Annotated in this window: 23 protein-coding genes; 12 read left to right on the top strand and 11 right to left on the bottom strand. The window is 60.9% G+C overall.

Annotated elements, in window-relative coordinates:
- Positions 1-21: 21 nt before the first annotated feature.
- Positions 22-1,548, bottom strand: coding sequence for a MocR-like pyridoxine biosynthesis transcription factor PdxR (gene pdxR / locus NGJ21_RS12530; RefSeq protein WP_115273179.1), 1,527 nt, complete (start codon positions 1,546-1,548; stop codon positions 22-24).
- A gap of 89 nt (positions 1,549-1,637) precedes the next feature.
- Here pdxR and NGJ21_RS12525 point away from each other — a divergent pair, with 89 nt between their 5' ends.
- The 3 genes from NGJ21_RS12525 to NGJ21_RS12515 are packed head-to-tail and all read left to right on the top strand — an operon-like array spanning position 1,638 to position 3,415.
- Positions 1,638-2,267 (top strand): FMN-binding negative transcriptional regulator, encoded by a 630-nt coding sequence (locus NGJ21_RS12525; RefSeq protein WP_115273180.1) that lies wholly within the window; start codon positions 1,638-1,640, stop codon positions 2,265-2,267.
- A 12-nt stretch (positions 2,268-2,279) separates the two neighbouring features.
- On the top strand, positions 2,280-2,726 hold the full coding sequence (locus tag NGJ21_RS12520; protein ID WP_251962172.1) for a GNAT family N-acetyltransferase: 447 nt from the start codon (positions 2,280-2,282) through the stop codon (positions 2,724-2,726).
- A 14-nt stretch (positions 2,727-2,740) separates the two neighbouring features.
- Positions 2,741-3,415, top strand: coding sequence for a GNAT family N-acetyltransferase (locus NGJ21_RS12515; RefSeq protein WP_251962171.1), 675 nt, complete (start codon positions 2,741-2,743; stop codon positions 3,413-3,415).
- Between the two features lie 3 nt (positions 3,416-3,418).
- Here NGJ21_RS12515 and NGJ21_RS12510 read toward each other — a convergent pair whose 3' ends face one another.
- Entirely contained in the window at positions 3,419-4,318 is a 900-nt protein-coding gene (locus tag NGJ21_RS12510; RefSeq protein ID WP_046786752.1) for a homocysteine S-methyltransferase family protein, read from the bottom strand.
- Positions 4,319-4,424: 106 nt separating this feature from the next.
- Between NGJ21_RS12510 and NGJ21_RS12505 the strand changes: the two genes are divergently transcribed.
- Together NGJ21_RS12505 and NGJ21_RS12500 are read left to right on the top strand one after the other, a co-directional pair.
- Positions 4,425-5,246: an ABC transporter substrate-binding protein gene (locus NGJ21_RS12505; protein ID WP_251962170.1), complete on the top strand. Its 822-nt coding sequence runs from the start codon at positions 4,425-4,427 to the stop codon at positions 5,244-5,246.
- Positions 5,243-6,064: an amino acid ABC transporter permease gene (locus NGJ21_RS12500; protein WP_237859656.1), complete on the top strand. Its 822-nt coding sequence runs from the start codon at positions 5,243-5,245 to the stop codon at positions 6,062-6,064. Before NGJ21_RS12505 ends, NGJ21_RS12500 begins: the two co-directional genes overlap by 4 nt.
- A 123-nt stretch (positions 6,065-6,187) precedes the next feature.
- Here the strand turns inward: NGJ21_RS12500 and oadA are convergent, their stop codons facing one another.
- Entirely contained in the window at positions 6,188-7,996 is a 1,809-nt protein-coding gene (oadA, locus tag NGJ21_RS12495; protein ID WP_046786754.1) for a sodium-extruding oxaloacetate decarboxylase subunit alpha, read from the bottom strand.
- A gap of 98 nt (positions 7,997-8,094) precedes the next feature.
- Positions 8,095-9,510, bottom strand: a complete 1,416-nt coding sequence (locus NGJ21_RS12490; RefSeq protein WP_046786755.1) for an acetyl-CoA carboxylase biotin carboxylase subunit — start codon at positions 9,508-9,510, stop codon at positions 8,095-8,097.
- A gap of 205 nt (positions 9,511-9,715) precedes the next feature.
- Here NGJ21_RS12490 and NGJ21_RS12485 point away from each other — a divergent pair, with 205 nt between their 5' ends.
- Positions 9,716-10,663, top strand: coding sequence for a LysR family transcriptional regulator (locus NGJ21_RS12485; protein ID WP_251962185.1), 948 nt, complete (start codon positions 9,716-9,718; stop codon positions 10,661-10,663).
- Here the strand turns inward: NGJ21_RS12485 and NGJ21_RS12480 are convergent.
- Complete coding sequence (locus NGJ21_RS12480; protein WP_080952139.1) at positions 10,605-10,823, bottom strand: PA3496 family putative envelope integrity protein; 219 nt, start codon at positions 10,821-10,823, stop codon at positions 10,605-10,607. The two genes, NGJ21_RS12485 and NGJ21_RS12480, sit on opposite strands and share 59 nt — an antisense overlap.
- A gap of 113 nt (positions 10,824-10,936) precedes the next feature.
- Positions 10,937-11,803, bottom strand: a complete 867-nt coding sequence (gene hexR, locus NGJ21_RS12475; protein WP_012316879.1) for a transcriptional regulator HexR — start codon at positions 11,801-11,803, stop codon at positions 10,937-10,939.
- A 103-nt stretch (positions 11,804-11,906) separates the two neighbouring features.
- Between hexR and zwf the strand changes: the two genes are divergently transcribed.
- The 4 genes from zwf (at position 11,907) to NGJ21_RS12455 (ending at position 17,133) form a co-directional block, all read left to right on the top strand.
- Positions 11,907-13,349: a glucose-6-phosphate dehydrogenase gene (gene zwf, locus NGJ21_RS12470; protein ID WP_046786757.1), complete on the top strand. Its 1,443-nt coding sequence runs from the start codon at positions 11,907-11,909 to the stop codon at positions 13,347-13,349.
- A 97-nt stretch (positions 13,350-13,446) separates the two neighbouring features.
- Positions 13,447-15,636 (top strand): DNA helicase II, encoded by a 2,190-nt coding sequence (gene uvrD, locus NGJ21_RS12465; RefSeq protein WP_115273184.1) that lies wholly within the window; start codon positions 13,447-13,449, stop codon positions 15,634-15,636.
- 120 nt (positions 15,637-15,756) lie between these two features.
- Positions 15,757-16,611 (top strand): Tim44 domain-containing protein, encoded by an 855-nt coding sequence (locus tag NGJ21_RS12460; protein WP_012316883.1) that lies wholly within the window; start codon positions 15,757-15,759, stop codon positions 16,609-16,611.
- 114 nt (positions 16,612-16,725) lie between these two features.
- Positions 16,726-17,133, top strand: coding sequence for an SMI1/KNR4 family protein (locus NGJ21_RS12455; RefSeq protein WP_046786759.1), 408 nt, complete (start codon positions 16,726-16,728; stop codon positions 17,131-17,133).
- 96 nt (positions 17,134-17,229) lie between these two features.
- Here the strand turns inward: NGJ21_RS12455 and NGJ21_RS12450 are convergent, their stop codons facing one another.
- Positions 17,230-18,990, bottom strand: coding sequence for a cation:proton antiporter (locus tag NGJ21_RS12450; RefSeq protein ID WP_046786760.1), 1,761 nt, complete (start codon positions 18,988-18,990; stop codon positions 17,230-17,232).
- 321 nt (positions 18,991-19,311) lie between these two features.
- Between NGJ21_RS12450 and NGJ21_RS12445 the strand changes: the two genes are divergently transcribed.
- Positions 19,312-19,797 carry an acyl-CoA thioesterase gene (locus NGJ21_RS12445; RefSeq protein WP_012316886.1) on the top strand — a complete coding sequence of 162 codons (486 nt, stop codon included), beginning with the start codon at positions 19,312-19,314 and terminating at the stop codon, positions 19,795-19,797.
- On the opposite strand, the gene pdxY is transcribed toward NGJ21_RS12445, so the two are convergent.
- Positions 19,794-20,666, bottom strand: coding sequence for a pyridoxal kinase PdxY (gene pdxY, locus NGJ21_RS12440; RefSeq protein WP_046786761.1), 873 nt, complete (start codon positions 20,664-20,666; stop codon positions 19,794-19,796). The genes NGJ21_RS12445 and pdxY overlap by 4 nt on opposite strands.
- 120 nt (positions 20,667-20,786) lie before the next feature.
- Here pdxY and NGJ21_RS12435 point away from each other — a divergent pair, with 120 nt between their 5' ends.
- Positions 20,787-21,179: a DUF3301 domain-containing protein gene (locus tag NGJ21_RS12435; RefSeq protein WP_012316888.1), complete on the top strand. Its 393-nt coding sequence runs from the start codon at positions 20,787-20,789 to the stop codon at positions 21,177-21,179.
- On the opposite strand, the gene NGJ21_RS12430 is transcribed toward NGJ21_RS12435, so the two are convergent.
- Genes NGJ21_RS12430 through zigA form a run of 3 tightly spaced genes read right to left on the bottom strand, consistent with a single transcriptional unit; the run spans position 21,180 to position 24,022 of the window.
- Positions 21,180-22,151: a CobW family GTP-binding protein gene (locus NGJ21_RS12430; protein WP_115273186.1), complete on the bottom strand. Its 972-nt coding sequence runs from the start codon at positions 22,149-22,151 to the stop codon at positions 21,180-21,182.
- A gap of 39 nt (positions 22,152-22,190) precedes the next feature.
- Positions 22,191-22,817 (bottom strand): DUF1826 domain-containing protein, encoded by a 627-nt coding sequence (locus tag NGJ21_RS12425; RefSeq protein ID WP_046786763.1) that lies wholly within the window; start codon positions 22,815-22,817, stop codon positions 22,191-22,193.
- Positions 22,814-24,022, bottom strand: coding sequence for a zinc metallochaperone GTPase ZigA (gene zigA / locus NGJ21_RS12420; protein ID WP_174142385.1), 1,209 nt, complete (start codon positions 24,020-24,022; stop codon positions 22,814-22,816). Before zigA ends, NGJ21_RS12425 begins: the two co-directional genes overlap by 4 nt.
- Between the last annotated feature and the right edge of the window lie 54 nt (positions 24,023-24,076).

Here is a 24,076-nt window from a genome sequence, read left to right as displayed (position 1 = left end):
CTTTGGCGACACCAGGCCCCCCTACCTCCAAGCCTTGCGCAAGCGCATCAACGCCTCAGCAATCTCTCCCTCTGGCACCGCCGCAAACCCAAGCACCAACCCCGCGCGTTTATCCACAGGCACCTCGCTGTCCTCAAGCCAGTAACTGCTGAGCGGATTCACTTCCACTCCCACCGCCTCGGCCTTGGCCACCAGTTCCTGCTCGCGTGTAAAGTTATCCACATCGACTTTCACATGCAGCCCCGCTGCCACATCCGGCATCCCCGCAAGCCCTGGCACGCCCACAGGCCACCCTGCCTTCAGCACATTGCGCCGGCTCAACGCCGCACGGCGCATGCGGCGTATATGCCGCTGAAAGTGCCCCTGGGCCATGAACTCGGCCATCACGCACTGGGTTCCCACCTCGGAATGCCGCACTGCCAGCGCCCTGCCCTGGCTGAAAGCCTGCACCAACCGCGCCGGCAATACCAAATAGCCAAGGCGCAGCGCTGGGAAAGCGATCTTGCCAAAGGTACCGACGTACAGCACCCGCCCTTGCCGGTCCAAAGCCGCCAACGGCGCCAGCGGTGCTCCGTTGTAACGGTACTCGCCGTCATAGTCATCTTCGATGATCCAGCCATCCTGGCGCTCGGCCCAGGCCAGCAACGCCAAGCGCCGGGCCAGGCTCATGGTCACCCCCGTCGGGTACTGGTGCGCCGGGGTGACGTAAACCAAGCGACAGTCGCCAGCGAGGGCAAGCCTGGCGCAGTCGAGGCCCTCTTCATCTACCGGCACACCCCTCACCCGCCCGCCCGCTACTGCAAACGCATGCCCGGCTGCACGATACCCGGGGTTTTCCACAGCCACCTCATCCCCGGGCTGCAACAACAACTGTGCACAAAGACTTATTGCCTCCTGCGCACCACTGGTGATCACAATTTGTCCAGCCGTGCACGACATCCCCCTCGACCGACGTAGATACGCAGCGATCAATTCACGCAGTAACGGCTCGCCCGCCGGGTCGCCATAGCCAAGCTGCGCTGGATCGGGATTTCGCCAGAAGCCCGCATGCAGCTTGGCCCAGACCTCAAAGGGGAACAGATCGAAGGCCGGAACACCTACCCGAAACGCCCGCGGCGGGCCAACTTTTGGGAATGGCAGATGGTTACTTTTCAGACGCTCCAAACGCTCACTGGAACGCCCACATCTGGATAAATCATCAGTGCTTTCTGAGCATTTTGTGGATAACCCTGTTGATAAGCCATGGGATAACCCTGTGGACAGTTGTGTGGATAGTTTCGGCAGATGGCAAACATAGGTGCCATCTCCAACCCGGCTTTCTATGTAGCCTTCGGCATACAGTTGGTCATAGGCACGCACCACGCTGTTGCGCGAGAGCGCGAGCATGCCCGCCAGGTCTCGTGTCGACGGCAGGCGCGTGCCGCTGCTCAAGCGCCCATCCAGCACGCGAGCGCGCAGCGCTTGATAGAGCTGCTGACTCAACCCTCGGCGTTGATCGAGGAGGATCCCGGCGGGATCGAATGGCAATACCAAAGGGCGCTCGCTCATCGCATTGGACCTATCAAAATCATCACCAATGGCTCTTAACCTGAACCAATAGCCTGCCTACGATGAAGCCAATCGACAAGGATCCGCCCATGTACAACAGCAAACCGCACCAGGAACACAACCTTGAGCGCCTGCATCAACAGATGCGGGAAACCCGCCTGGCCCTGCTTGTCACCCACGGCGAGCAAGGTCTGCTGGCCAGTCACATACCCGTGTTGATCGACACCAGCGAAGGTGACTTGGGCACCGTTTACGGGCATCTGGCCCGTGCCAACCATCAGTGGCTGGCCTTGGAGCAAGGTGTAGAAGCCTTGTTGGTTTTCGCCGGCCCTGACGCTTATGTCAGCCCCGGCTACTACCCGAGCAAGCTCGACAACCCCAAGGTTGTGCCCACCTGGAACTACTTGGCGGTGCATGCCTACGGCGTCGCTGAAGTGGTGCAGGGCGGCCCCGACCTGCTGGATATCGTCAGCCGCCTGACCGACCTGCACGAGCAAGGACGCAGCGCCCCATGGAAGGTCGCCGATGCACCCAGCGATTACATCGAAGGCATGCTCCGCGCCATCGTCGGCTTCCGCCTGCCCATCGCACGTCTGCAGGGGGCACGCAAACTCAGCCAGAACCGCTCGGCGCAGGACATCGAAGGCGTACGCCAAGGCTTGGCCAGCAGTACCGATCAGCTAAACAATCAACTGGCGGCGCAGATGCGCACGCCCTGAAGGAACAGCCCCATGCCCCACGTCATCCTGCGCCCCGTCAGCGCCAACGACCACGCCGCGTGGCTGCCCCTGTGGCAGGCCTACCTACGCTTTTATCAAACCGAACTGGCCGATGAAGTCAGCGCCGTGACATGGCAACGCATCCTCGACTCGCAGGAGCCAACCCACTCGGCGCTGGCCTGGATCGATGGCAAGGCGGTAGGCATGGTCAACTGGATCTATCATCGAACCAACTGGAGCATTGCCAACGCCTGCTACCTGCAGGACCTGTACGTTGACGGTAAGCAGCGCGGCCTGGGCGTTGGCCGGCAACTGATCGAACTGGTCAACGCCAGTGCCAAAGCGGCCGGCTGTTGCAAGGTGCACTGGCTGACACATGAAACCAACGCTACCGCCATCGGCTTGTACGAGCAGGTCGCCGAGCGACCCGGCTTCATCCAATTTCGCCAAACGCTGTGAGACGGGAGCAACGCATGATTCAACCCAATAACTGGCAACCTGCAGCCCTGCCCCAGGCCGAGCCACTTGAAGGGCGTTTCATCCGCCTGGAGAAGCTCGATCCGGCGGGTCATGCGGACGATCTCTGGGAGGTGCTGCAAGGTCCGCACTGCGACCCAGCACTGTGGGACTACCTGCCCTATGGCCCGTTTGCCGAGCGCGGTCCGTTCGATCAATGGCTTGCAGACAATGCCGCCAGCCGCGATCCGCTGTTTTACAGCGTCATCGACCGCAGCAGCGGCCAGGTACAAGGCATTCTGAGCCTGATGTCGATGGTGCCTGCCCACGGTCGCATCGAGATCGGCCATATTGCCTTCGGCGCAGCCATGCAACGCACCCCCAAGGGCACCGAGGCGGTATACCTGCTGGGCAAGCTCGGTTTTGAACTGGGTAATCGCCGACTGGAATGGAAGTGCAACAACGCCAATGCCCGCTCCAAGCGCGCAGCGGAGCGCTTTGGCTTCATCTACGAGGGTGTGTTCCGCAATCACATGGTGATCAAGGGCCAGAACCGCGACACGGCCTGGTACTCGATTACAGATGAAGAGTGGCCTGCAGTGGCGGCCGCTTTCGAGCGCTGGCTGAGTGCCGACAACCAGCGCCACGAGGGTCAGTCGAAAACGCTGGAAGCCTGCCGGGAGCAGGGCTGAGGCTCAGCTCAGGTTACGCTTGAGCTCAGCGATGTGCTCTGGCCCGATGCCACAGCATCCGCCGAGCAAGCTGGCGCCGCGCTGGCGCCAATCCTGGGCCCAGCTCAGGTAACCCGGCGGGTCGAGGTCTTCGCGCAGCTCATCCAGGCCATCGTTGGCGGTGGCGTCCTTGGGTTGCGGCGGGAAGGCGTTAGCGTAGGCTCCGATGGCGATATCCACACCCAGGCGCTCAAACACTTCGCGCGCAGCGTCGATGGCAGCACCGATCACTTCCGGCTGGCTGCAGTTGAACAGCATGGCTTTGACGCCCAGCGTTGCTACTGCTTCGGCAGCTGCGGTCACACTTTCACCAGAACGCAGCTGCGGTACGTCGCCGACCTCTTCATCCTGCAAGGTGAACGATACCCACAACGGCTTGCCATCTGCTGGCAACTGGCCGGCAATTGCCTGCACTTCTGCGATCGCACTCTGGGTTTCGGCCAGCCACAGATCGACATACGGTGCCAGCCCCACCACCAGTGGGAGCAATACCTCGGACACGCGCTGTGGCTCGAACAGGTCAGGGCGGTAGGAGCCGAACAGCGGAGGCAATGAGCCAGCGACTCGCACTGGCCGTGGGCTGGCATCCGCCGCAGTACGTGCCAACTGACCAGCGGTGGCGGCCAAGGCGAAGCCTTCATCAGCGAAGCGGTCTTCACCAATATGGAACGGCACCACTGCATAACTGTTGCTGGTGATCACCCCAGCACCGGCTTCGATATAAGCCGCATGCACCGCCACTACGGCTTCCGGCGCTTCGCTCAGTGCAAGTGCCGACCACTCCGGCTGGCGGAACGGCGCGCCTCGGCGCTGCAGCTCCCGACCCATACCGCCATCAAGAATTTCCAACGTCCGATCGCCCATATAACTTCCGCTTATATTGATATGAATAATATTCACTGGTGGCTTTAAACTTATAACTATTAAATATCGAAATCTGATTTTTTAACAACTTTTTCCAGGTGTCTTCATGCGTTTGCCTTCCTTGATTTGCGCAGGCCTTCTGGCCCTGAGCGCCACCTCTGCAGCCTTTGCCGGTGCCACACTGGACCGCGTCGAGTCGCGCAAGGAAGTCGTCAACGTACTGATGGAGAGCTACCCGCCGTTCTCCTTCCTCAATGACCAGAACCAGCTCGACGGTTTTGACGTCGATGTGGCCAAGGCGGTCGCGGCCAAGCTCGGCGTAAAGCTGCGACTGGAAACACCCTCCTGGGATGTCATTGCTGCGGGCCGCTGGAGTGGTCGCTACGACCTGTGCATCTGTTCGATGACGCCAAGCAAGGCCCGCGCCGAGGTGTTCGACTTCCCGGTGGAGTACTACGCCTCGCCTGCGGTGATCGTGGTCAACGCCAAGGATGAGCGGATTCACACGGCCAAGGACCTCGACGGCCTCAAGGTCGGCCTGACCAGCGCTTCCAGCTATGAGAGCTACCTGAACAAGAACCTGGTAATCGAAGGCGCGGAAGACAAGAAGATCGAGTACCCCTTCGACTTCGTCCAGATTGCCCCCTATGACACCGACAACGTCGCCTTCCAGGACCTCGGCCTGGGTGCAGGCGTGCGCCTGGATGCGATCCTGACCAACTTGGTGACCGCGCAGCCACGCCTGGCCCAGGACAAGCGCTTCAAACTGGCAGGCGCGCCGCTTTACGAAGAGCCCAACTCAGTCGCCATCGAGAAAGGCGATCCAGAGTGGGACGCCAAGCTGCGGCAAGTGTTCGCCGAGCTGAAGGCCGATGGCACGCTGGCCAAGCTGTCGCAGAAGTGGATCGGCGCCGACATCAGTAAATGAGCGCCCATCAACCTGCACCCAAGCCCGTCGCCTCCGCGACGGGTTCACGCCTGTTCGGCTTTCGCACCCGTCTGTACCTGACGTGGCTGGTACTGCTGTTGCTGTTCGTGGGTTTCTTTCTCAGCTTTGATCTGAAATTCTCGATCATCGTCGAGAAGTTCCCCAACCTGGCAGGCTTCAAGCTGGGCCCCAATGGCTTCCTGCAGGGCGCTGCGCTGACCCTGTTCCTGTGCTTGTGCTCTATGGTGGTGTCGGTGCTGTTGGGCTTTGCCGCCGCCCTGGCACGGTTGTCGAAGAGTGCGCTGCTGTTCGGCGTGGCCAGCTTCTACACCTCGTTCTTCCGCGGCACGCCGCTGCTGATCCAGATCCTGTTGATCTACCTCGGCTTGCCCCAAGTAGGCCTGGTGCCAGGTGCAATCGCAGCGGGCATCATCGCCCTGTCGCTAAACTATGGCGCTTACCTGAGCGAAATCTTCCGAGCCGGCATCATTGGCGTTGCCGTGGGCCAGCGCCAGGCAGCGCTCGCCCTGGGCATGCGCCCGGTGGCGATCTTCTGGCACATCACCCTGCCCCAGGCCATGCGCACCATCATCCCGCCGAGCGCCAACCAGTTCATCTCGATGCTCAAGGACTCGTCCCTGATTTCGGTGATGGGTGTCTGGGAAGTGATGTTCCTGGCCCAGTCGTATGGGCGCTCAAGCTATCGCTACCTGGAGATGCTGACGACAGCTGCAGTGATCTACTGGGTGCTGTCGATCCTGCTCGAACTGGCCCAGGCCAGGCTGGAGCGGCATTTTGGCAAGGGCTATCAGCGCTAGGTCCAGCGCAACCGAGGGGTATTTGAGCTAGCGCCGCCCGCATCGCAAGGGGCCTGACAACCACCCAAAAAAAGGGGAGCATCCGCTCCCCAGAGGTTAACCGCTTGTAGATGAGGGCTTATGTCAGCCCTCGATCTCGATCAGGATCTCACCCGGCGTCACGCGATCGCCCTTGGCCACGTGGATGGCAACGACCTTGCCGGCGATGGCCGCCTGCACTTCGGTTTCCATCTTCATCGCTTCGGTGATCAGCACTGCCTGGCCGGCCTTGACTGTGTCGCCTTCCTTGACCAGCACATCGACGATGTTGCCCGGCATGGTAGTGCTGACGTGGCCTGGCGCGCTGGCCTGCTTGCGCTTGCTGCTGCCGCCGCCGACAAACTCGTTGAGGGGCTCGAACACCACTTCTTCCGGCATGCCGTCGATCGACAGGTAGAAGTGGCGCTTGCCTTCGGCCTTGACGCCAACGCCGGTGATGTCGACGCGGTAGGTTTCACCGTGCACGTCGATGACGAACTCGGTCGGCACACCTTCACCCCCCGGGGCGGCGACCGCACCGGCTTCCGGGATCGGCAGCAGCGCTTCAGGGGTCAGGGTGCCGGCTTCACGCTCTTCGAGGAACTTACGGCCAATGTCCGGGAACATGGCGAAGGTAAGCACATCTTCCTCGCTGTGCGCCAAGGCGCCGATGTCGGCACGCAGTTTGGCCATTTCCGGCTTGAGAAGATCGGCCGGGCGCACATCGATCACGTCTTCGCTGCCGATCGCCTGGCGGCGCAGTTGCTCGTTGACCACGCCCGGCGCCTTGCCGTAACCGCCTTGCAGGTACAGCTTCACTTCGTTGGTGATGGTCTTGTAGCGTTCGCCGGCCAGTACGTTGAAGAACGCCTGGGTACCGACGATCTGCGAGGTCGGGGTCACCAGAGGTGGGAAGCCAAGGTCTTCGCGAACCCGCGGGATCTCGGCCAGCACTTCGTTCATGCGGTTGAGTGCGCCCTGCTCCTTGAGCTGGTTGGCAAGGTTGGAAATCATCCCGCCTGGCACCTGGTTGACCTGCACGCGGGTGTCCACCGCAGTAAACTCGCTTTCGAACTGGTGGTACTTCTTGCGCACGGCATAGAAGTACAGGCCGATTTCCTGCAGCAGTTCCAGGTCCAGACCGGTGTCGAACTCGCTGCCCTTGAGCGCGGCGACCATCGATTCGGTACCTGGGTGGCTGGTCCCCCAGGCAAAGCTGGAGATGGCGGTGTCGATATGGTCAGCACCGTTTTCCACCGCCTTGAGCTGGCACATGGCGGCCAGGCCGGCGGTGTCATGAGAGTGGATGAACACCGGCAGCGACTGCTCGGCCTTCAGCGCCTTGACCAGCTCGCCGGTGGCATACGGGGTCAAAAGGCCAGCCATGTCCTTGATCGCCACCGAGTCGCAACCCATGGCTTCCATCTGTTTGGCCTGGTTCACGAAGGCTTCGATGGTATGCACCGGGCTGGTGGTGTAAGCGATGGTGCCTTGGGCGTGCTTACCGGCAGCCTTCACCGCCTCGATGGCCACGCGCAGGTTACGCACGTCGTTCATTGCGTCGAAGATGCGGAACACGTCGATACCGTTGACCGCCGCCTTGGCGACGAACGCCTTGACCACGTCATCGCTGTAGTGGCGGTAGCCCAGCAGGTTCTGCCCGCGCAGAAGCATCTGCAGGCGGGTATTGGGCAGCGCATTGCGCAGTTTGCGCAGGCGCTCCCACGGGTCTTCCTTGAGGAAGCGCACGCAGGCATCGAAAGTGGCGCCGCCCCACACTTCCAGCGACCAGTAGCCGACCTTGTCGAGCTTGTCGCAGATCGGCAGCATGTCTTCGGTCCGCATGCGGGTAGCCAGCAGGGACTGGTGGGCGTCACGCAGGATTGTGTCGGTAACAAAGATCTTCTTGGACATTCTTATCTCCTCATGGCGACAAGCTTGAAGCTACGAGCCGCAAGAAAAAGCCGATTCGCTTCAACTTGCAGCGGGTCGCTCACAGCTTGCAGCTGCATTCATAGGCCTGCGTGGGCGGCGATGGCGGCGGCGATGGCCAGGGCCAGCTCTTCGGGTTTGCGCTTGATCGAGTAGTTGGTCAGTTCAGGGTGGCTTTCGACGAAGCTGGTGTTGAACTGGCCGCTACGGAATTCCGGATTGCGCAGGATTTCCTGGTAGTACGCGGCGGTGGTCTTCACCCCTTGCACGCGCATGTCGTCCAGGGCCCGCAGGCCACGGTCCATGGCTTCTTCCCAGGTCAACGCCCACACCACCAGTTTCAGGCACATGGAGTCATAGAACGGTGGGATGGTGTAACCGGTGTAGATCGCTGTATCGGTGCGCACACCCGGGCCGCCAGGGGCGTAGTAACGGGTGATCTTGCCGAAACTGGGCAGGAAGTTGTTCTTCGGGTCTTCAGCGTTGATGCGGAACTGCAACGCGTAGCCGCGGTGCTGAATGTCTTCCTGCTTGACCGACAGCGGCAGGCCCGAGGCGATGCGGATCTGCTCGCGGACCACATCGATACCGGTAATTTCTTCGGTGATGGTGTGCTCGACCTGCACACGGGTGTTCATTTCCATGAAGTACACCTCGCCATCGGCGAGCAGAAACTCCACAGTACCGGCGTTCTCGTAGTTCACAGCCTTGGCTGCCCGGACCGCCAGGTCACCGATGTAGGCACGCTGTTCGGGGGTGAGCTGGGGGCTTGGGGCAATTTCGATGAGCTTCTGGTTGCGGCGCTGGATCGAGCAATCACGCTCGAACAGGTGCACCACATTGCCGAAGCTGTCGCCCAGGATCTGCGCCTCGATGTGCTTGGGGTTGACGATACACTTTTCCAGGAACACTTCCGCTGAACCGAAGGCCTTGGTAGCTTCGGAGATGACGCGGGGGAAGTTCTGCTCCAGCTCTTCACGGCTGTTGCACCGGCGAATGCCCCGGCCGCCACCGCCGGAGGTGGCCTTGAGCATCACCGGGTAACCGATACGCTCGCCTTCGCTCAGGGCTTCGTGGATGTCGGCAACGTTGCCTTCGGTGCCTGGGGTAACGGGCACGCCGGCCTGAATCATGGTGCGGCGCGCTTCGGTCTTGTCGCCCATGCGGCGAATGACGTCGGCGGCCGGGCCGATGAACTTGATACCGCGCTCGGCGCAGATCTCTGCCAGCTCCGCGTTTTCCGACAGGAAACCGTAGCCCGGGTGCAGGGCATCACAGCCGGTTTCCACAGCAAGATTCACCAGCTTGCGCGGGTTCAGGTAACCAGCCAGCGGCTCGGCACCAATGCTGTAGGCCTCGTCAGCGCGCTTGACGTGCAAGGCGTGACGGTCGGCGTCGGAATAGATCGCGACAGAGCGAATGCCCATCTCGGCGCAGGCACGCACGATGCGGACTGCGATTTCACCCCGGTTGGCGATCAGGATTTTTTTTATCACTGGAGTCTTCCCAAAGCCGTAGGAACAGTCGAGCCGGTTCTACCGGTCGGCGCGTGACCAAGCGTCGCTGGCCAGTCGCACATTCACCCTAGCGCTGTAGGTCGATAAACAAAAATCAATATTTGTTAGAGGCTGTATTAGCAAAAGCTTATAGTTAGGTAACAAGGTTTTACCGGAGCCTAGAATAAAAATGCGTAAGTCCTTGATGCGTATGACTTTGCGTCAGTTGCAGGTCTTCAATGAGGTGTGCGATTTGCGCTCATACAGCCGCGCCGCCGAGGAGATGGCGCTGACGCAACCCGCCGTTAGTCTACAAATTCGTCAGCTGGAAGAGCTGGTAGGGCAGCCGCTGTTCGAATACGTCGGCAAGAAACTTTACCTGACCGAAGCCGCCGAGGCGCTGCAGCGCGCCAGCCGGGACATCTTCGGGCGCCTGGAAAGCCTCGACATGCAGCTTTCCGACATGCAGGGCTCACTGCAAGGGCAACTGAAACTGGCGATCGAATCCAGCGCCAAATACTTCGTCCCACACCTGTTCGCCGCCTTCAAGCAACGTCACCCGGAGGTCAACCTGACCCTTACCGTGGTCAACCGCGCCCAGGCGATTCGGCGCCTTTCCGACAACCGCGACGACCTGATCATCATGTCCATGGTGCCGCAGGACATGGGCCTGGAGTTCCTGCCGTTTCTCAACAACCCGATCATCGCCGTGGCGCCGCCGGACCATGCGTTGTGCAAACTGGAGCAGTTGCGCCTGCAGGACCTGGAGCCTCATACACTGCTGGTCCGTGAACAGGGCTCAGGGACGCGCAAAGCCTGCGAGGAGTACTTCAAGGACAAGCGTGTGCACTTCACCCAGACGCTGGAGGTAGCGTCGGCCGATGCCCAGCGCGAATGCGTCATCGCCGGCCTTGGTATCGGCCTGCTGACCCGCCATGCAGTGAACATGGAGCTGGCCATGGGCGTGCTCAAGGAATTGCCAGTGGAGGAACTACCGCTGTACCGCAGCTGGTGTGTGGTGCAGGCCAAGGCCAAGCGGCAGTCACCGGTAGCCTTGGCCTTTCTGGCTTTCATTCGCAGCGAACGTGCGCTGATCAGCGCGCTTGTTGAGCGCTTTTCGGGGAAGCTGCCGCTGAAGTCTGCCACACCGTGAGGGCTTGCAGCTCCGGGTAGTCTGCAAGGTCGCGCAGCAGTTGACGTTGGTCGCAGTAGCTTTCGATCGCACGGCGGTACTCCATGCGGCGCTGATCTTTTTCCTGCTGTTTGCGAGCCTTGGCGCTAGGTAGGTAAGAGCCATCGAAATCACGAGCCATGCCTGTCTCCCTGATCGAGTGCGGGGAGTTTCAGACTGGCTCGAGCGCTTTACCGTTTTGCTGAGGATTGGTGACAAATCGATGAAATTTGCAGATTCTTCCGCAATTGCCGATCAGTCATCCATCGCCTTGATCGACTTGGGCGACAACCGCAGGCTGCGCAAGCTGCGCTTCACACTCTTGAGGTGATTGACCAGGCTCGGCCCACGGGCCATGGCCACGCCCATGGCCAGCACATCGATCACTACCAGGTGGGCGATACGCGAGGTCAGCGGGGTGTAGATTTCAGTGTCTTCGTGCACATCGATCGCCAGGTTGACGGTCGAAAGCTCGGCCAGTGGGGTCTGGCTGGGGCACAGGGTGATCAGGTTGGCGCCGCTCTCACGCACCAGGTTGGCGGTGATCAAAAGGTCCTTGGAGCGCCCGGACTGGGAAATGCATACCGCCACGTCGCCTGGCTTGAGGGTGACCGCCGACATGGCCTGCATGTGCGGGTCGGAGTACGCGGCGGCACTGAGCAACAGGCGGAAAAACTTGTGCTGCGCGTCTGCAGCAACCGCGCCGGATGCACCAAAGCCATAGAACTCCACACGTTGCGCCTGCGCCATGGCACTCACCGCCTGTTGCAACGCGTGCGGGTCAAGGTGCTCGCGCACTTCCATCAGGGTGTGCAAGGTAGTGTCGAAAATCTTCAGGCTGTAATCGGCAACCGAGTCGTCCTCATGGATGGCGAACTGCCCGAAGCTGGCGCCGGCAGCCAGGCTCTGCGCCAGCTTGAGCTTGAGGTCCTGAAAACCTGAACAGCCGATCGCCCGGCAGAACCGCACGATGGTCGGCTCGCTGATACCCACGCTGTGTGCAAGGTCCGCCATCGAGCTGTGCATGACGGCAGCCGGGTCCAGCAGCACGTGGTCGGCCACTTTCAGTTCCGATTTGCGCAGCAGGTGGCGCGATTGGGCGATATGTTGCAACAGATTCACGGGCTGGACTCGGTTATGATCGGCTGGCCGGGATGTAGCTTTCTTGTAGTTATACTACATGGACGCCAACCCGCCCAGTTAAACGAACGTGGAGAGTGGTGGTTTGACTATTCCTTGCGACATTCTGGTGTTCGGCGGCACTGGCGATCTGGCCCTGCACAAACTGCTGCCGGCGCTCTATCACCTGTATCGCGAGGCACGCCTGAACATTGCCGTGCGCATCATTGCCCTGGCCCGGCGCAACCTGTCGCGCAATGAGTACCTGAAGCTCGCCGAACGCCATTGCCGAGTGCAGATCGCCCGGAGTGATTTCGACGAAGAAGTGTGGCAACGCTTTTGCGCACGCCTGGACTACTTTCCCATGGACGCCGCGCAAAGTGCCGACTTCGGGCGCCTGGCGCGCTACCTCGGCGAGCCTGGCGGGCTGACCCGCATCTATTACCTGGCCACCGCGCCCAATCTGTTCGTGCCGATTGCCAACCACCTACGGGTGGCGGGCCTGGCCGACCATGAGGCGCGTATCGTGCTGGAAAAGCCGATTGGCCATTCGCTGGAGTCGGCCACCGCCATCAACGAAGCGATCGGCGCGGTGTTCGAGGAATCTCAGGTGTTTCGCATCGACCACTACCTGGGCAAGGAGACCGTGCAGAACCTCATGGCTCTGCGTTTCGCCAATGCGCTGCTTGAACCGGTTTGGCGCAACGGGCAGGTCGATCATGTGCAGATCAGCGTCTGTGAAACCCTCGGTGTAGAAAACCGGGGCGGCTACTACGATCGGTCCGGGGCCACCCGCGACATGCTGCAGAACCACCTGCTGCAGCTGCTGTGCCTGGTAGCCATGGAGCCGCCTGCGCAGTTCGAGGCCGAGGCGGTACGCGACGAGAAGGTCAAGATTCTGCGCGCCCTCAAGCCAATCACCGGCCAGGACGTTCAGGACAAGACCGTGCGCGGTCAGTACGGTGCCGGGCACATCGGCGGCCAGGAAGTGCCCGCCTACTACTTCGAGAAGGACGTGGACAATGACAGCGACACCGAAACCTTCGTCGCCGTCCACGCCCACATCGACAATTGGCGCTGGGCTGGCGTGCCTTTCTATCTGCGCACCGGCAAACGCATGGCACGACGCTCGTCGCAGATCGTCATCCAGTTCAAGCCCGTCCCCCATGAGCTGTTCAACGGTGGCCAGGTCAACCAGCTGTTGATCCGGCTACAGCCCGACGAGCGCATCAGCTTGCGCATGATGACCAAAAGCCCCGGCAAAGGCATGCGCCTGGAGCCGGTGGACCTTGACCTCAACCTGGCGCAGGTGTTCGGCCAGACGCGTCGCTGGGAAGCCTATGAACGCCTGCTGCTGGACGTGCTGGAAGGTGATTCGACGCTGTTCATGCGGCGTGACGAGGTGGAAGCCGCCTGGGCTTGGGTCGACCCGATCATCAAGGGTTGGGAGGAGCATTTTCAGGCCCCCCGCCATTATGCGGCCGGCAGCAATGGCCCCGACCAGGCCAACAGCCTGTTGGCCAGGCACGGCAGGCACTGGCATGGCTGAAGAGGTACGCCACGCAACGATGGGCGGCGGCGCGGCAGGGTGAATATTTATACAGTAGGCGTTTGCCCCGTAACCGGCCTGCCCCTAGAATGGGCGGATGCACACAGATGACCTCTCCCTCCTGCTGAACTCCCTCAACGATGCCCAACGCCAGGCCGTCGCGGCCACGCTCGGGCGTCAGCTGGTGCTTGCTGGCGCCGGTTCCGGTAAAACCCGCGTGCTGGTGCACCGCATCGCCTGGCTGATCCAGGTCGAACAGGCCTCGCCGCACTCGATCCTGTCGGTGACCTTCACCAACAAGGCCGCCGCCGAGATGCGCCAGCGCATCGAGCAATTGCTGGGCATCAACCCGGCCGGCATGTGGGTGGGCACCTTCCACGGCCTGGCGCATCGGTTGTTGCGCGCTCACTGGCAGGAAGCCCGTCTGGTGCAGAACTTCCAGATCCTCGACAGTGATGATCAGCAGCGCCTGGTCAAGCGGGTGATCCGTGAGCTTGGCCTCGATGAGCAGCGCTGGCCCGCGCGCCAGGCCCAGTGGTTCATCAATGGGCAGAAGGACGAAGGCCTGCGCCCACAGCATATCCAGCCCGGTGGCGACCTGTTCCTGGGGACCATGCGCAGCATCTACGTGGCCTACGAGCAGGCCTGCGAACGCGCCGGGGTGATCGACTTCTCCGAGCTCCTGCTGCGGGCCCTGGACCTGTGGCGCGACCACCCGGGCCTGCTCGAACACTACCAGCGGCGCTTCCGTCACCTGCTGGTGGACGAGTTCCAGGACACCAACGCCGTGCAGTACGCCTGGCTGCGCCTGCTGGCTGGCAAGGGCGGCGGCAGCCTGATGGCCGTGGGCGACGACGACCAGTCGATTTACGGCTGGCGCGGCGCCAAGATTGAAAACATTCACCAGTACACGGCTGACTTCCCTGATGCCGAGATGATCCGCCTGGAGCAGAACTACCGCTCCACCGGCGGCATCCTCAAAGCCGCCAACGCGCTGATCGCAAACAACAGCGGGCGCCTGGGCAAAGAGCTGTGGACCGACCTGGGCGAAGGCGAGCCTCTGACCCTTTATGCGGCTTACAACGAGCATGACGAAGCGCGCTACGTGGTCGAGACCATCGAGAGCCTGATCAAGCAAGGCAATTCGCGCAGCGACATCGCCATTCTTTATCGCTCCAACGCCCAGTCGCGCGTGCTGGAAGAAGCGCTGCTGCGCGAGCGCATCCCCTACCGCATCTATGGTGGGCAGCGCTTCTTCGAGCGCGCCGAGATCAAGAACGCCATGGCTTACCTGCGCTTGATGGAAGGCCGTGGCAACGACGCCGCGCTCGAACGGGTAATCAATGTGCCGCCGCGTGGCATCGGTGAAAAAACCGTCGAGGCCATCCGCGAACATGCGCGCCACGGTCAGTTGTCGATGTGGGGCGCCATGTGCCAGTTGCTGGCAGCCAAGGCACTCAAAGGCCGGGCCGCCAGTGCATTGGGCGCTTTCATCGAGCTGATCGAGAGCCTGGCTGGCAAAGTCGCGGACATGCCCCTGCATACCATGACGCAGACGGTCATCGAGCAGTCCGGCCTGATCATCTATCACCAGGAAGAAAAGGGTGAAAAGGGCCAGGCACGGGTAGAAAACCTTGAGGAACTGGTCAGCGCCGCTCGCAACTTCGAAACCACTGACGATGACGCCGACCTTTCGCCGCTGTCGGCCTTCCTCGGCCATGCTTCGCTTGAAGCCGGCGAGGCCCAGGCTGACGAGCACGAAGACAGCATTCAGCTGATGACGTTGCACAGCGCCAAGGGCCTGGAATTCCCCTACGTCTTCTTGGTGGGCATGGAAGAAGGCCTGTTCCCGCACAAGATGAGCCTGGAAGAGCCAGGCCGCCTGGAAGAAGAGCGCCGCCTGGCGTACGTGGGCATTACCCGCGCCATGCGCCAGCTATTTATGACCTATGCCGAAACGCGTCGCCTGTATGGCAGTGAGACCTACAACAAGGTGTCACGATTCGTACGTGAAATTCCGCCTGGCCTGGTTCAGGAAGTGCGTCTTTCGAACAGCGTCAGCCGCCCGTTCGGCGGCGCCAAGAGCACCAGCGCGAGCAGCCTGTTCGCCAATGCCAACATTCCGCAGACCGCTTTCAATCTGGGCCAGCGGGTACAGCATTCGGTATTCGGTGAAGGCGTGATCCTCAACTTCGAGGGTTCCGGCGCACAGGCGCGTGTGCAGGTGAACTTTGCCGAAGGCAGCAAGTGGCTGATGCTTGGCTATGCCAAGCTCGAAGCTATCTGAAGCCTGTGGGGCGCGCTGAAATATTTAGGCAAAAGCTGGAAACATTATGTCGCTGGTCATGTGCACAGGAACCTGTGCAACATGACGCGCGTGCAATCCACAACAGGGGAAATCCCATTTATGCAACGTTTTCTTAGCATCGCACTGGCGCTTTGCGTCGGCCTGACGCTGAGCCTGGACGCCAACGCCAAGCGCTTCGGCGGCGGCAAGAGCTCGGGCTCCGCGCCTATCCACCAGACCCGCCAGGCTACGCCAACCACGCCTGCCGCTGCACCGACCGCTCCTGGCCGTGCACCGGCCGCCGCCAGCGGTGCTTCGCGCTGGCTGGGCCCACTGGCCGGCCTCGCCGCCGGTGGCCTGCTGGCGTCCATGTTCATGGGTGACGGCTTCGAGGGCCTACAGATCATGGACTTCCTGATCGTCGCCCTGATCGCGTTCCTGGTGTTCCGCTTCATCGCCGCACGGCGCCGCCAGCAGCAGCCGCAGATGGCCGCTCCGGGCCACGCACCGTTCCAGCGTGAAGCCCACGGCCAGCCTGCCCAGCCGTCGATCTTCGGTGGTTCGGCTGCACCTGCAGCGCCAGCCGCGCCGGTCATCAACGCCCCGGCCTGGTTCAACGAGCAGAGCTTCCTGGCCGCAGCCCGTAGCCACTTCCAGTCGCTGCAGCAGCACTGGGATGCCAACGAGATGGACAAGATCGCCGAGTTCGTCACCCCGCAGATGCTCGAGTTCCTCAAGCGTGAGCGTGCTGACCTGGGTGATGGTTTCCAGGCTACCTACATCGATAACCTCGATGTGCAACTGGACGGTGTCGACGATCGTGCCGACCGCACCGACGCCACCCTGACCTTCCGTGGCGTGTCGAAGACCTCGCGCTTCGACCAGGGCGAACCTTTCAGCGAAAGCTGGCACATGGTTCGTGCCCCGGGCGAGAACCAGCCTTGGCTGGTCGCCGGTATCCGCCAAAACGGTTAACCGTCGCACGTTGCACAAAAAACCCCGGGCTAGCCCCGGGGTTTTTGCTTTTGCCAGACCGCCCTACTAGGGTATAACGCGCAGCGATGTCATCAAGGTTGGAGGAAATGAACCGTGGAAGAAGTGATCGAACAACTCCGTGAAGCCAATGAACCGGTACCGGTGCCCCTGGAGCTTCCCGACGAGGACCAACTGGTCGAGATCGAGGAACAACTGTTCATCAACATTCCGTTCGTATTCAAAGAATTCCTCTTGACCGTCAGCGACGTGGTGTACGGCTCCCTGGAACCGGTCACCGTCACCGATCCCCAGTCACATACCTACCTGCCCGACGTGGCCGCCAATGCCTGGGATGCTGGAGTACCGCGTGACCTGATCCCGCTGTGCCAGGACGGCGACAATTTCTACTGCGTCGAGGAAGACGGCACGGTGGTGTTGTGGGATGCCGACGAGGAAGGGGTTGGTGAAGACAGCTGGGAATCGGTCTGGCACTGGGCACGGGACGTCTGGCTGGAAAGCTGATGACTTGCACGGTCGCCAGGCTTTAAGCGCCTGGCGACATCGTTACCGCTCCGTCCACTCCGACAATGGTGGAATCCAGCGCAGATACCCTCCCGCTCAGTGCGTGTTTTCCCGGCTGTTTTCCAGCGTCTCCAGCAGGGCGATCTGCATCCGCGAATGCACACGGATGAACCAGCGCCACAGCACCGCCACCACTATTGCGGCCACCACGGCAATGATCAGCAGCAATTCGTTGGTCGGCAGGATGCTTGCCGACAACGCCGACAGCAGCAGGAAGATGACCAGCAGTGACAGCAGCGGGATCACTTCGGCCACTACACGGCGAACGCGCTGGGTATGGCGCCCTGCCATTTCCGGTTTGACACCCATCTCCGCCAACAGCATCGACAACGCTTTGAGCTTGCGATAGGCAGCGATAAGGAAGGGCAGCGACAACAACAGCGCCGCGCCCCAGATTATCGCCTTTTGCTGGCTGACATCGCTCACCCATTCACTGAGCCAAGTACCGATACGTACAGCGAAATAGCCGCCGCTGAAGAAAATCGCGATCACCAGCGCCAGGTTGACACCCACCTGCAGCAGGATGCGCCGGATCATCGCGGCCAGCATCGCGCTTTCACCCTGCGGCTGGATACTGCGCAGCCATTCGCCATACAGCGACAGCACGCGCGACAGCCGGCTCGGCATCACCTTGCCCAGCTTCAGCGACAGCGGGTCCGCAGCGCGGATGAGATAGGGCGTGAGCAACGTGGTGATGGCCGAAACAGCCACCGCAACCGGGTAGAGGAAGTCACTGGTAACCTGCAGCGTCATGCCCAAGGCCGCAATGATGAAAGAGAACTCGCCGATCTGTGACAGCCCCATGCCCACGCGCAGCGAGGTACGGCCGTCGTTGCCGGCAATGAATGCACCCATGCCGCAGGACAGCATTTTGCCCAGCACCACGGCTACGGTGATCACCACAATCGGCCAGGCGTAGTCGAGCAGCACGTTCGGGTCGATCATCAAGCCAATGGCAACGAAGAATATGGCGCTGAACAAGTCACGTACCGGCTCGATCAGCCGTTCGATCTTCAGCAACTGGCGGGATTCGGCCATGATCGCACCGATCAGGAAAGCCCCAAGCACCATGCTGTACTCGAGTTTGACCACCAGCAGGCAGAAGCCGAAGCACAGGCCCAGGACGGTGATCAGCAGCATCTCGTTGCTTTCGAATTTCGCCACGTAGGCCAGCAGTCGCGGCACCAGCAAAATGCCGATGACCAGCGCCACGATCATGAACAGTGACAGCTTGCCGACCGTGGAAAAGACCTCACCGGAACTGACCGTACCGCTGACCGCAATCCCCGACAGCAGCGCGATAATGCCGATGCCCAGAATATCCTCGACGATCAGCACGCCGAAGATCAGCTGCGCAAAACGCTCGTTTTTCATCTTCAGGTCGTTGAGTGCCTTGACGATGATGGTGGTCGAGGAAATCGCCAGGATCGCACCGAGGAACAGCGAGTCCATGGTGCTCCAGCCAAACCAGCGGCCGATCTCGAAACCGATCCAGATCATCAGGACGATTTCCAGAAACGCTGCAATGAACGCCGTGGCCCCCACCTTGAACAGCTTGCGCAGGCTGAATTCAAGCCCCAGGCAGAACATCAGGAAGATCACCCCCAGCTCGGCCAGGGTCTTGATGGTGTCTTCATCGTGAATCAGGCCGAACGGCGGGGTGTGCGGGCCGATGATGAAACCGGCAACGATGTAGCCCAGCACTACTGGCTGCTTGAAGCGATGAAACAGAATGGTCACTACCCCGGCGACCAGCATGATCACTGCCAGATCCTGGATGAAGCTGATGGCATGCATGGCGCGATACTCCTTTTCGTTGCCCGGGCAAACCGCTCCTCTGCCAAGGAAAACCCGAGCGAGCAGCAAGTACATACTGTATTGAATGCAGGAAGGCCCATGTTGCATGGGCGTACTCAGGTTAACATCGCACCCCGCCGCATATTGCCGACGCAATATGTAGAAACAGATCGGCCGAGCAACGGCCCCTGATGGCATGATCGGCGTGACGACGGAGCGTCTGTCAGCGTCCCGTATCAGGAAGGCAAACTTCAAGAGGGGAAACAGAAAGTGTCAGCAGATACCCGCCCCGATTCAGCGCAACCTCACCGTGAGCACACTATGGAACCTGGAAACGCCCAGCTGAGCATGACCGTCCTGATGACCCCGGACATGGCCAACTTTTCTGGCAACGTACATGGCGGCACCTTGCTCAAGTATCTCGATGAAGTGGCGTATGCCTGCGCTAGCCGCTATGCCGGCAGCTATGTGGTAACCCTGTCGGTCGATCAGGTGATTTTCCGCGAGCCGGTGCACGTGGGCGAACTGGTGACGTTCCTGGCCTCGGTCAACTACACCGGCAATACCTCCATGGAGGTGGGCATCAAGGTGGTGACCGAGAACATTCGCGAACGCTCGGTGCGACATTCCAACAGCTGCTTTTTCACCATGGTCGCGGTCGACGACAACCGCCGCCCGGTCCCGGTCCCTGCGCGTCAGCCGCAGTCCAGTGAAGAAAAGCGCCGTTTCCTACAGGGCCAGCAACGCCGGCAGATCCGTCAGGAGCTGGAAAAGCGTTACCAGGACCTGAAGACCGACGCCCTTTAAAACGCCAGGGGCTGCGCCTCGAAGCGTACCCGCGGATGAGCGATGCGGTCCTGAGCGCGCACCAACTGCAGTTCGTAGCTGGCGCAGGCCTGGGTTTCCAGCAGCACCTCATGCACAGCTGCCGCGGTGTATTCGAAGGCTTGCACCCAGCTGTCGCCCAACAGCACCCGGGCCAGGAACAGCCCTGAGGTCAAGTCCCCTACCCCGACCGGCTGGCGAGGGAATGCCAGCAGCGGGCGGCGCAAGTGCCAGCTGTGATCATGGGTGACCAGCAACATTTCAAACATGTCTTCGCAACGCCCCGGGTAGGCCAGGTGCTTGACCAGCACAACCTGCGGGCCACGCTCGAGCAGGCCGCGAGCCATGTCCACGCAATCTTCCAGGCTTTGCGCGCGCCGGCCACAAAAACTGTCCAGCTCCAGCTGGTTGGGGCACAGGATGTCAGCCTGGGCAACCGCATCGTCCAGCAGGAACTCGCTCACCTCCTGGGGCACGATGCAGCCCTTCTCCGCATGCCCCATGACCGGGTCGCACAGGTACAGCGCCTTCGGGTTGACCGCCTTGATCCGCTCTACACCTGCCAATATCGCCCGCCCCTGCTCGGCGCTACCCAGATAGCCCGAGAGCACGGCATCGCAATGCCCCAGTTCGCCAATGTTGGAAATACCTTCCACCAACGCAGGAATTTGCGCTGGAGCAAGCACTTCGCCCGCCCACTGGCCATACTGAGTGTGGTTGGAGAACTGCACGGTATTGAGCGGCCAGACATTGACCCCTATACGCTGCATGGGGAACACCGCGGCGCTGTTGCCGGCGTGGCCGAACACCACGTGGGACTGAATGGCGAGCAGGTGCGGAGTGCGTTTCATGCGGGCGTTTTCCAAAGCTGTTTCAAGGATTGTGCGTCGCGCAGTATGAACTCGATTGCCACCTGTACGACAGACCAGGGACGCAGTTAAGCTGGATCGACCTGTTTGGAGCATACGCAAATGTTGACCCTGGAGAATCTCTTCGTCCTGATGCTGGTGGCCACGGCAGGCGCTTGGTTATGGCACAACCACGGGCTGCGCGAGAAAGCCTTGGAACGGGTCAAACAGCATTGTGCCAAGCTGGATCTGGAGCTGCTCGACGATGCCGTCGCGCTCAAGCGCATCGCATTCCTGCGCGATGCCAACGGCAGAAAGCGCCTGGCCCGCGTGTATGCCTTCGAGTTCACTGTCACCGGCGAACAACGCCACCCGGGCACGGTGACTCAGTTTGGCGCTCATAGCGTGCAGATCGAGCTGGCGCCCTACCCGTTCGAGATCAATACGCCGCCACGGGCCGACAACGTGATCGAGATGAAGCAATGGCGCCAGGAACACAATCGCTGGCACAACTGATCACACCACCCGGCAAGCCTCCAGCGCAGCCTGCAGCGCTTGAAGGGGTTGGGGCTGGTCGAAAATAAGCTCAATGCGCGTGTCCTTGCGCCAGTCACTCGGCTGCCAAGCCGGCAAATTGCCGTCAAGGCCGTTGAAAGACTGCCACCCCTGCGGGCTGTGGATAACACCTTTGGCCCGACGCCATGAGTGAGAGTCAAGCAAGCCACGCAGAGCCTGTGGATCGAATTGCTGGCTTGGGTGCCAGCGCCAGCCGACACTCCAGCCGCCCTCACCTTGCTGTGCATGACAGATTGGCTGACGTGGGTCTATCCACAGGGCGCCTGCGGCCGCTTGGTGATTGTCCACAACCCTTTTATCCACAGCAGCATCGCTCACGGCGGCTGTGGATGAATAAGGAAGTCTGGAAACTGCTAACAGCCCCTGCTCTGTCCAAACGCCCTGTTTCGCTGCAAATTCCTTATTTATCAACAACCTACTATTTTCATCAACAGCCTCGCTCTTATTGAAAACGACCAGCGCCGCGGCTGCCAGGGCCTGCTGTTGCGCATCAGGTAACGGCTCACCTCGCGCTAGCGCTTGAGCATCCACAACCATGACCATCGGCTGCAGCGTCAGCACTCCAACCCAGGGGGCCTGATTCAGTTGAGCCAGTAACTGCAAGGGGTGACCAAGACCCGAAGGTTCAATGAACAGCCGGTCGGGCCGCACCTTGCGCAACAGGCGCCCCAGCCCGACCTGAAACGGAGTGCCATTGACGCAGCACAGGCATCCACCCGCCACTTCGGCAATGGCAACCCCATCTTCATCACGGCTGAGCAGGGCCGCATCCAGGCCGATCTGGCCAAACTCATTGACCAGTACGGCCCAACGCTCGCCGGCCGGGCGCTGAGCCATAAGCTGACGGATGACGCTGGTCTTGCCTGCACCCAAGGGGCCAGCGATGACGTGGGTAGGAATGTTCTGCAGCATGCGTTTACTTCAGGCCGAAATTCACTCCACTATGCCCCGTCACGCCAACCAGTCAAGGCTGAGCAACAGGCGAGGGTCATGGCCAGCCGGCGAGCGATGGATCAGGCCTGCCCCTTCGTTGCCTACCCATTTTTCGCCCTTCAGCAGCGCAACATCACCCGCTTGCAGTCGTTGGATGTTATCCACAGGTGCCGGTGCGAGCTGCAATCCGGCTCGTTCGATGGCTCCTTCGCACAGCCATTCGCTGCCGCAGCCCACATAAGTCGTGAGCAAGCGCACAGGCACGTTATCCACATGAAAGCGCGGGCACATGGCATTGTGCAGTACCCGCACGCGCAGACCGACCCGACGTGCACCCAACAGGCACGTATAGGCTGAAATCAGCCAGCACACATCTGCGACGAAACTCTCATAGCCCTGCAGATCAGCCGCTTCCCCCAAAAAGCCCGGCAGTAACGGCGGCTCATGCTCATGCACCTCGAGCACCCGCTGGTCCGCCAACGGTTGGCCGAGGCTGACCACCAATCCCGCGAAGTCTTCAACCTGGGCAGGCAAGCGTCGCTGCCAGACTGCCAGGTTCACGCCCTCTTGAAATATGTCGGTGAGTACCCGAGGCGATTCGCCGTGTACTTGGCGGATATCCACAGGCTGAGCCGCTGGCGTCATGCTGCCTCCTCGGTGTGCCAGGGACCGAAGGGATCCGGCAAGCGCAGCCAGCCCGCATGACCCATTTCCATCTCGTCATCGGTCAACAAGCAGGCATCCAGGTCTGTGGATAACTGGGCGAAGTCGATGTTCTGCCCAATGAACACCAGCTCCTGACGGCAGTCACCACTCTCAGCCACCCAGTGTTCAAGAATTTCTGCAGCGCTCTGTTCGTCCTGCGGCCAGTGTTCCTTTGGCACAAAACGCCACCAGCGACCGGCCAGTCCATAGCGCATCATGCCGCCAGCCTGCGACCAGCTGCCAGCCTCCTGAAACTTGCTGGCCAGCCAAAAGAAGCCTTTGGAGCGCAGTAACCGGCCATTGCTCCATTGCTTGTGGATAAAATCAAAGAAGCGTTGTGGGTGCAGCGGCCTGCGAGCTTGCCAGGTAGTAGCGGCAATGCCGTATTCCTCGGTTTCCGGCACATGCTCACCGCGCAGTTCCTGAAGCCATCCAGGTGCCTGTGCAGCCTGCTCGAAATCGAAAAGGCCGGTATCCAGGATCTGTGCCAGCGGCACCTGGCCCATGACCATCGGCAAAATCTGCGCTCGGGCATTGAGGCTGCGCAAAATGGCGATGAGCTCCTCGCGCTCATGCTGGCTGATCAGGTCGATCTTGCTCAGCAGCAGCACATCAGCAAACTCCACCTGTTCGATCAGCAGGTCGCTGATCGATCGCTCATCGTCGTCCCCCAAGGTTTCGCCACGGCTCGCCAGGCTGTCCGCCGCCTGATAATCGCGCAGGAAGTTCAGGCCATCGACCACCGTCACCATGGTGTCCAGCCGTGCCATGTCGCTCAAGCTACGGCCCTGCTCATCGCGGAAAGTGAACGTCTCAGCTACAGGCAGCGGCTCGGAGATGCCTGTGGACTCGATCAGCAGATAATCGAACCGGCCTTCATTCGCCAGCCGTGCGACTTCCTCCAGCAGGTCCTCGCGCAGGGTGCAGCAGATGCAGCCGTTGCTCATCTCAACCAGCTTTTCTTCCGCCCGATTCAGGCTGACATTACGCTGGACCTCACTGGCATCAATGTTGATTTCGCTCATGTCATTGACGATGACTGCGACACGTAGGTTGTCGCGATTACGCAGGACATGGTTGAGCAAGGTGCTTTTACCGGCACCCAGGAAGCCGGAAAGCACAGTAACGGGAAGACGATTGGGCATGGCGAAACCTCTACAGGCAGACGCATTCGAAACGATGCATTGCACAATGTTATA

The sequence above is a fragment of the Pseudomonas sp. Marseille-Q5299 genome (assembly GCF_943737035.1).
Lineage (GTDB): Bacteria > Pseudomonadota > Gammaproteobacteria > Pseudomonadales > Pseudomonadaceae > Aquipseudomonas > Aquipseudomonas putida_E.
Note: the sequence above shows the minus strand (reverse complement) of the source record. Positions and strands in the feature narration are given on the sequence as shown.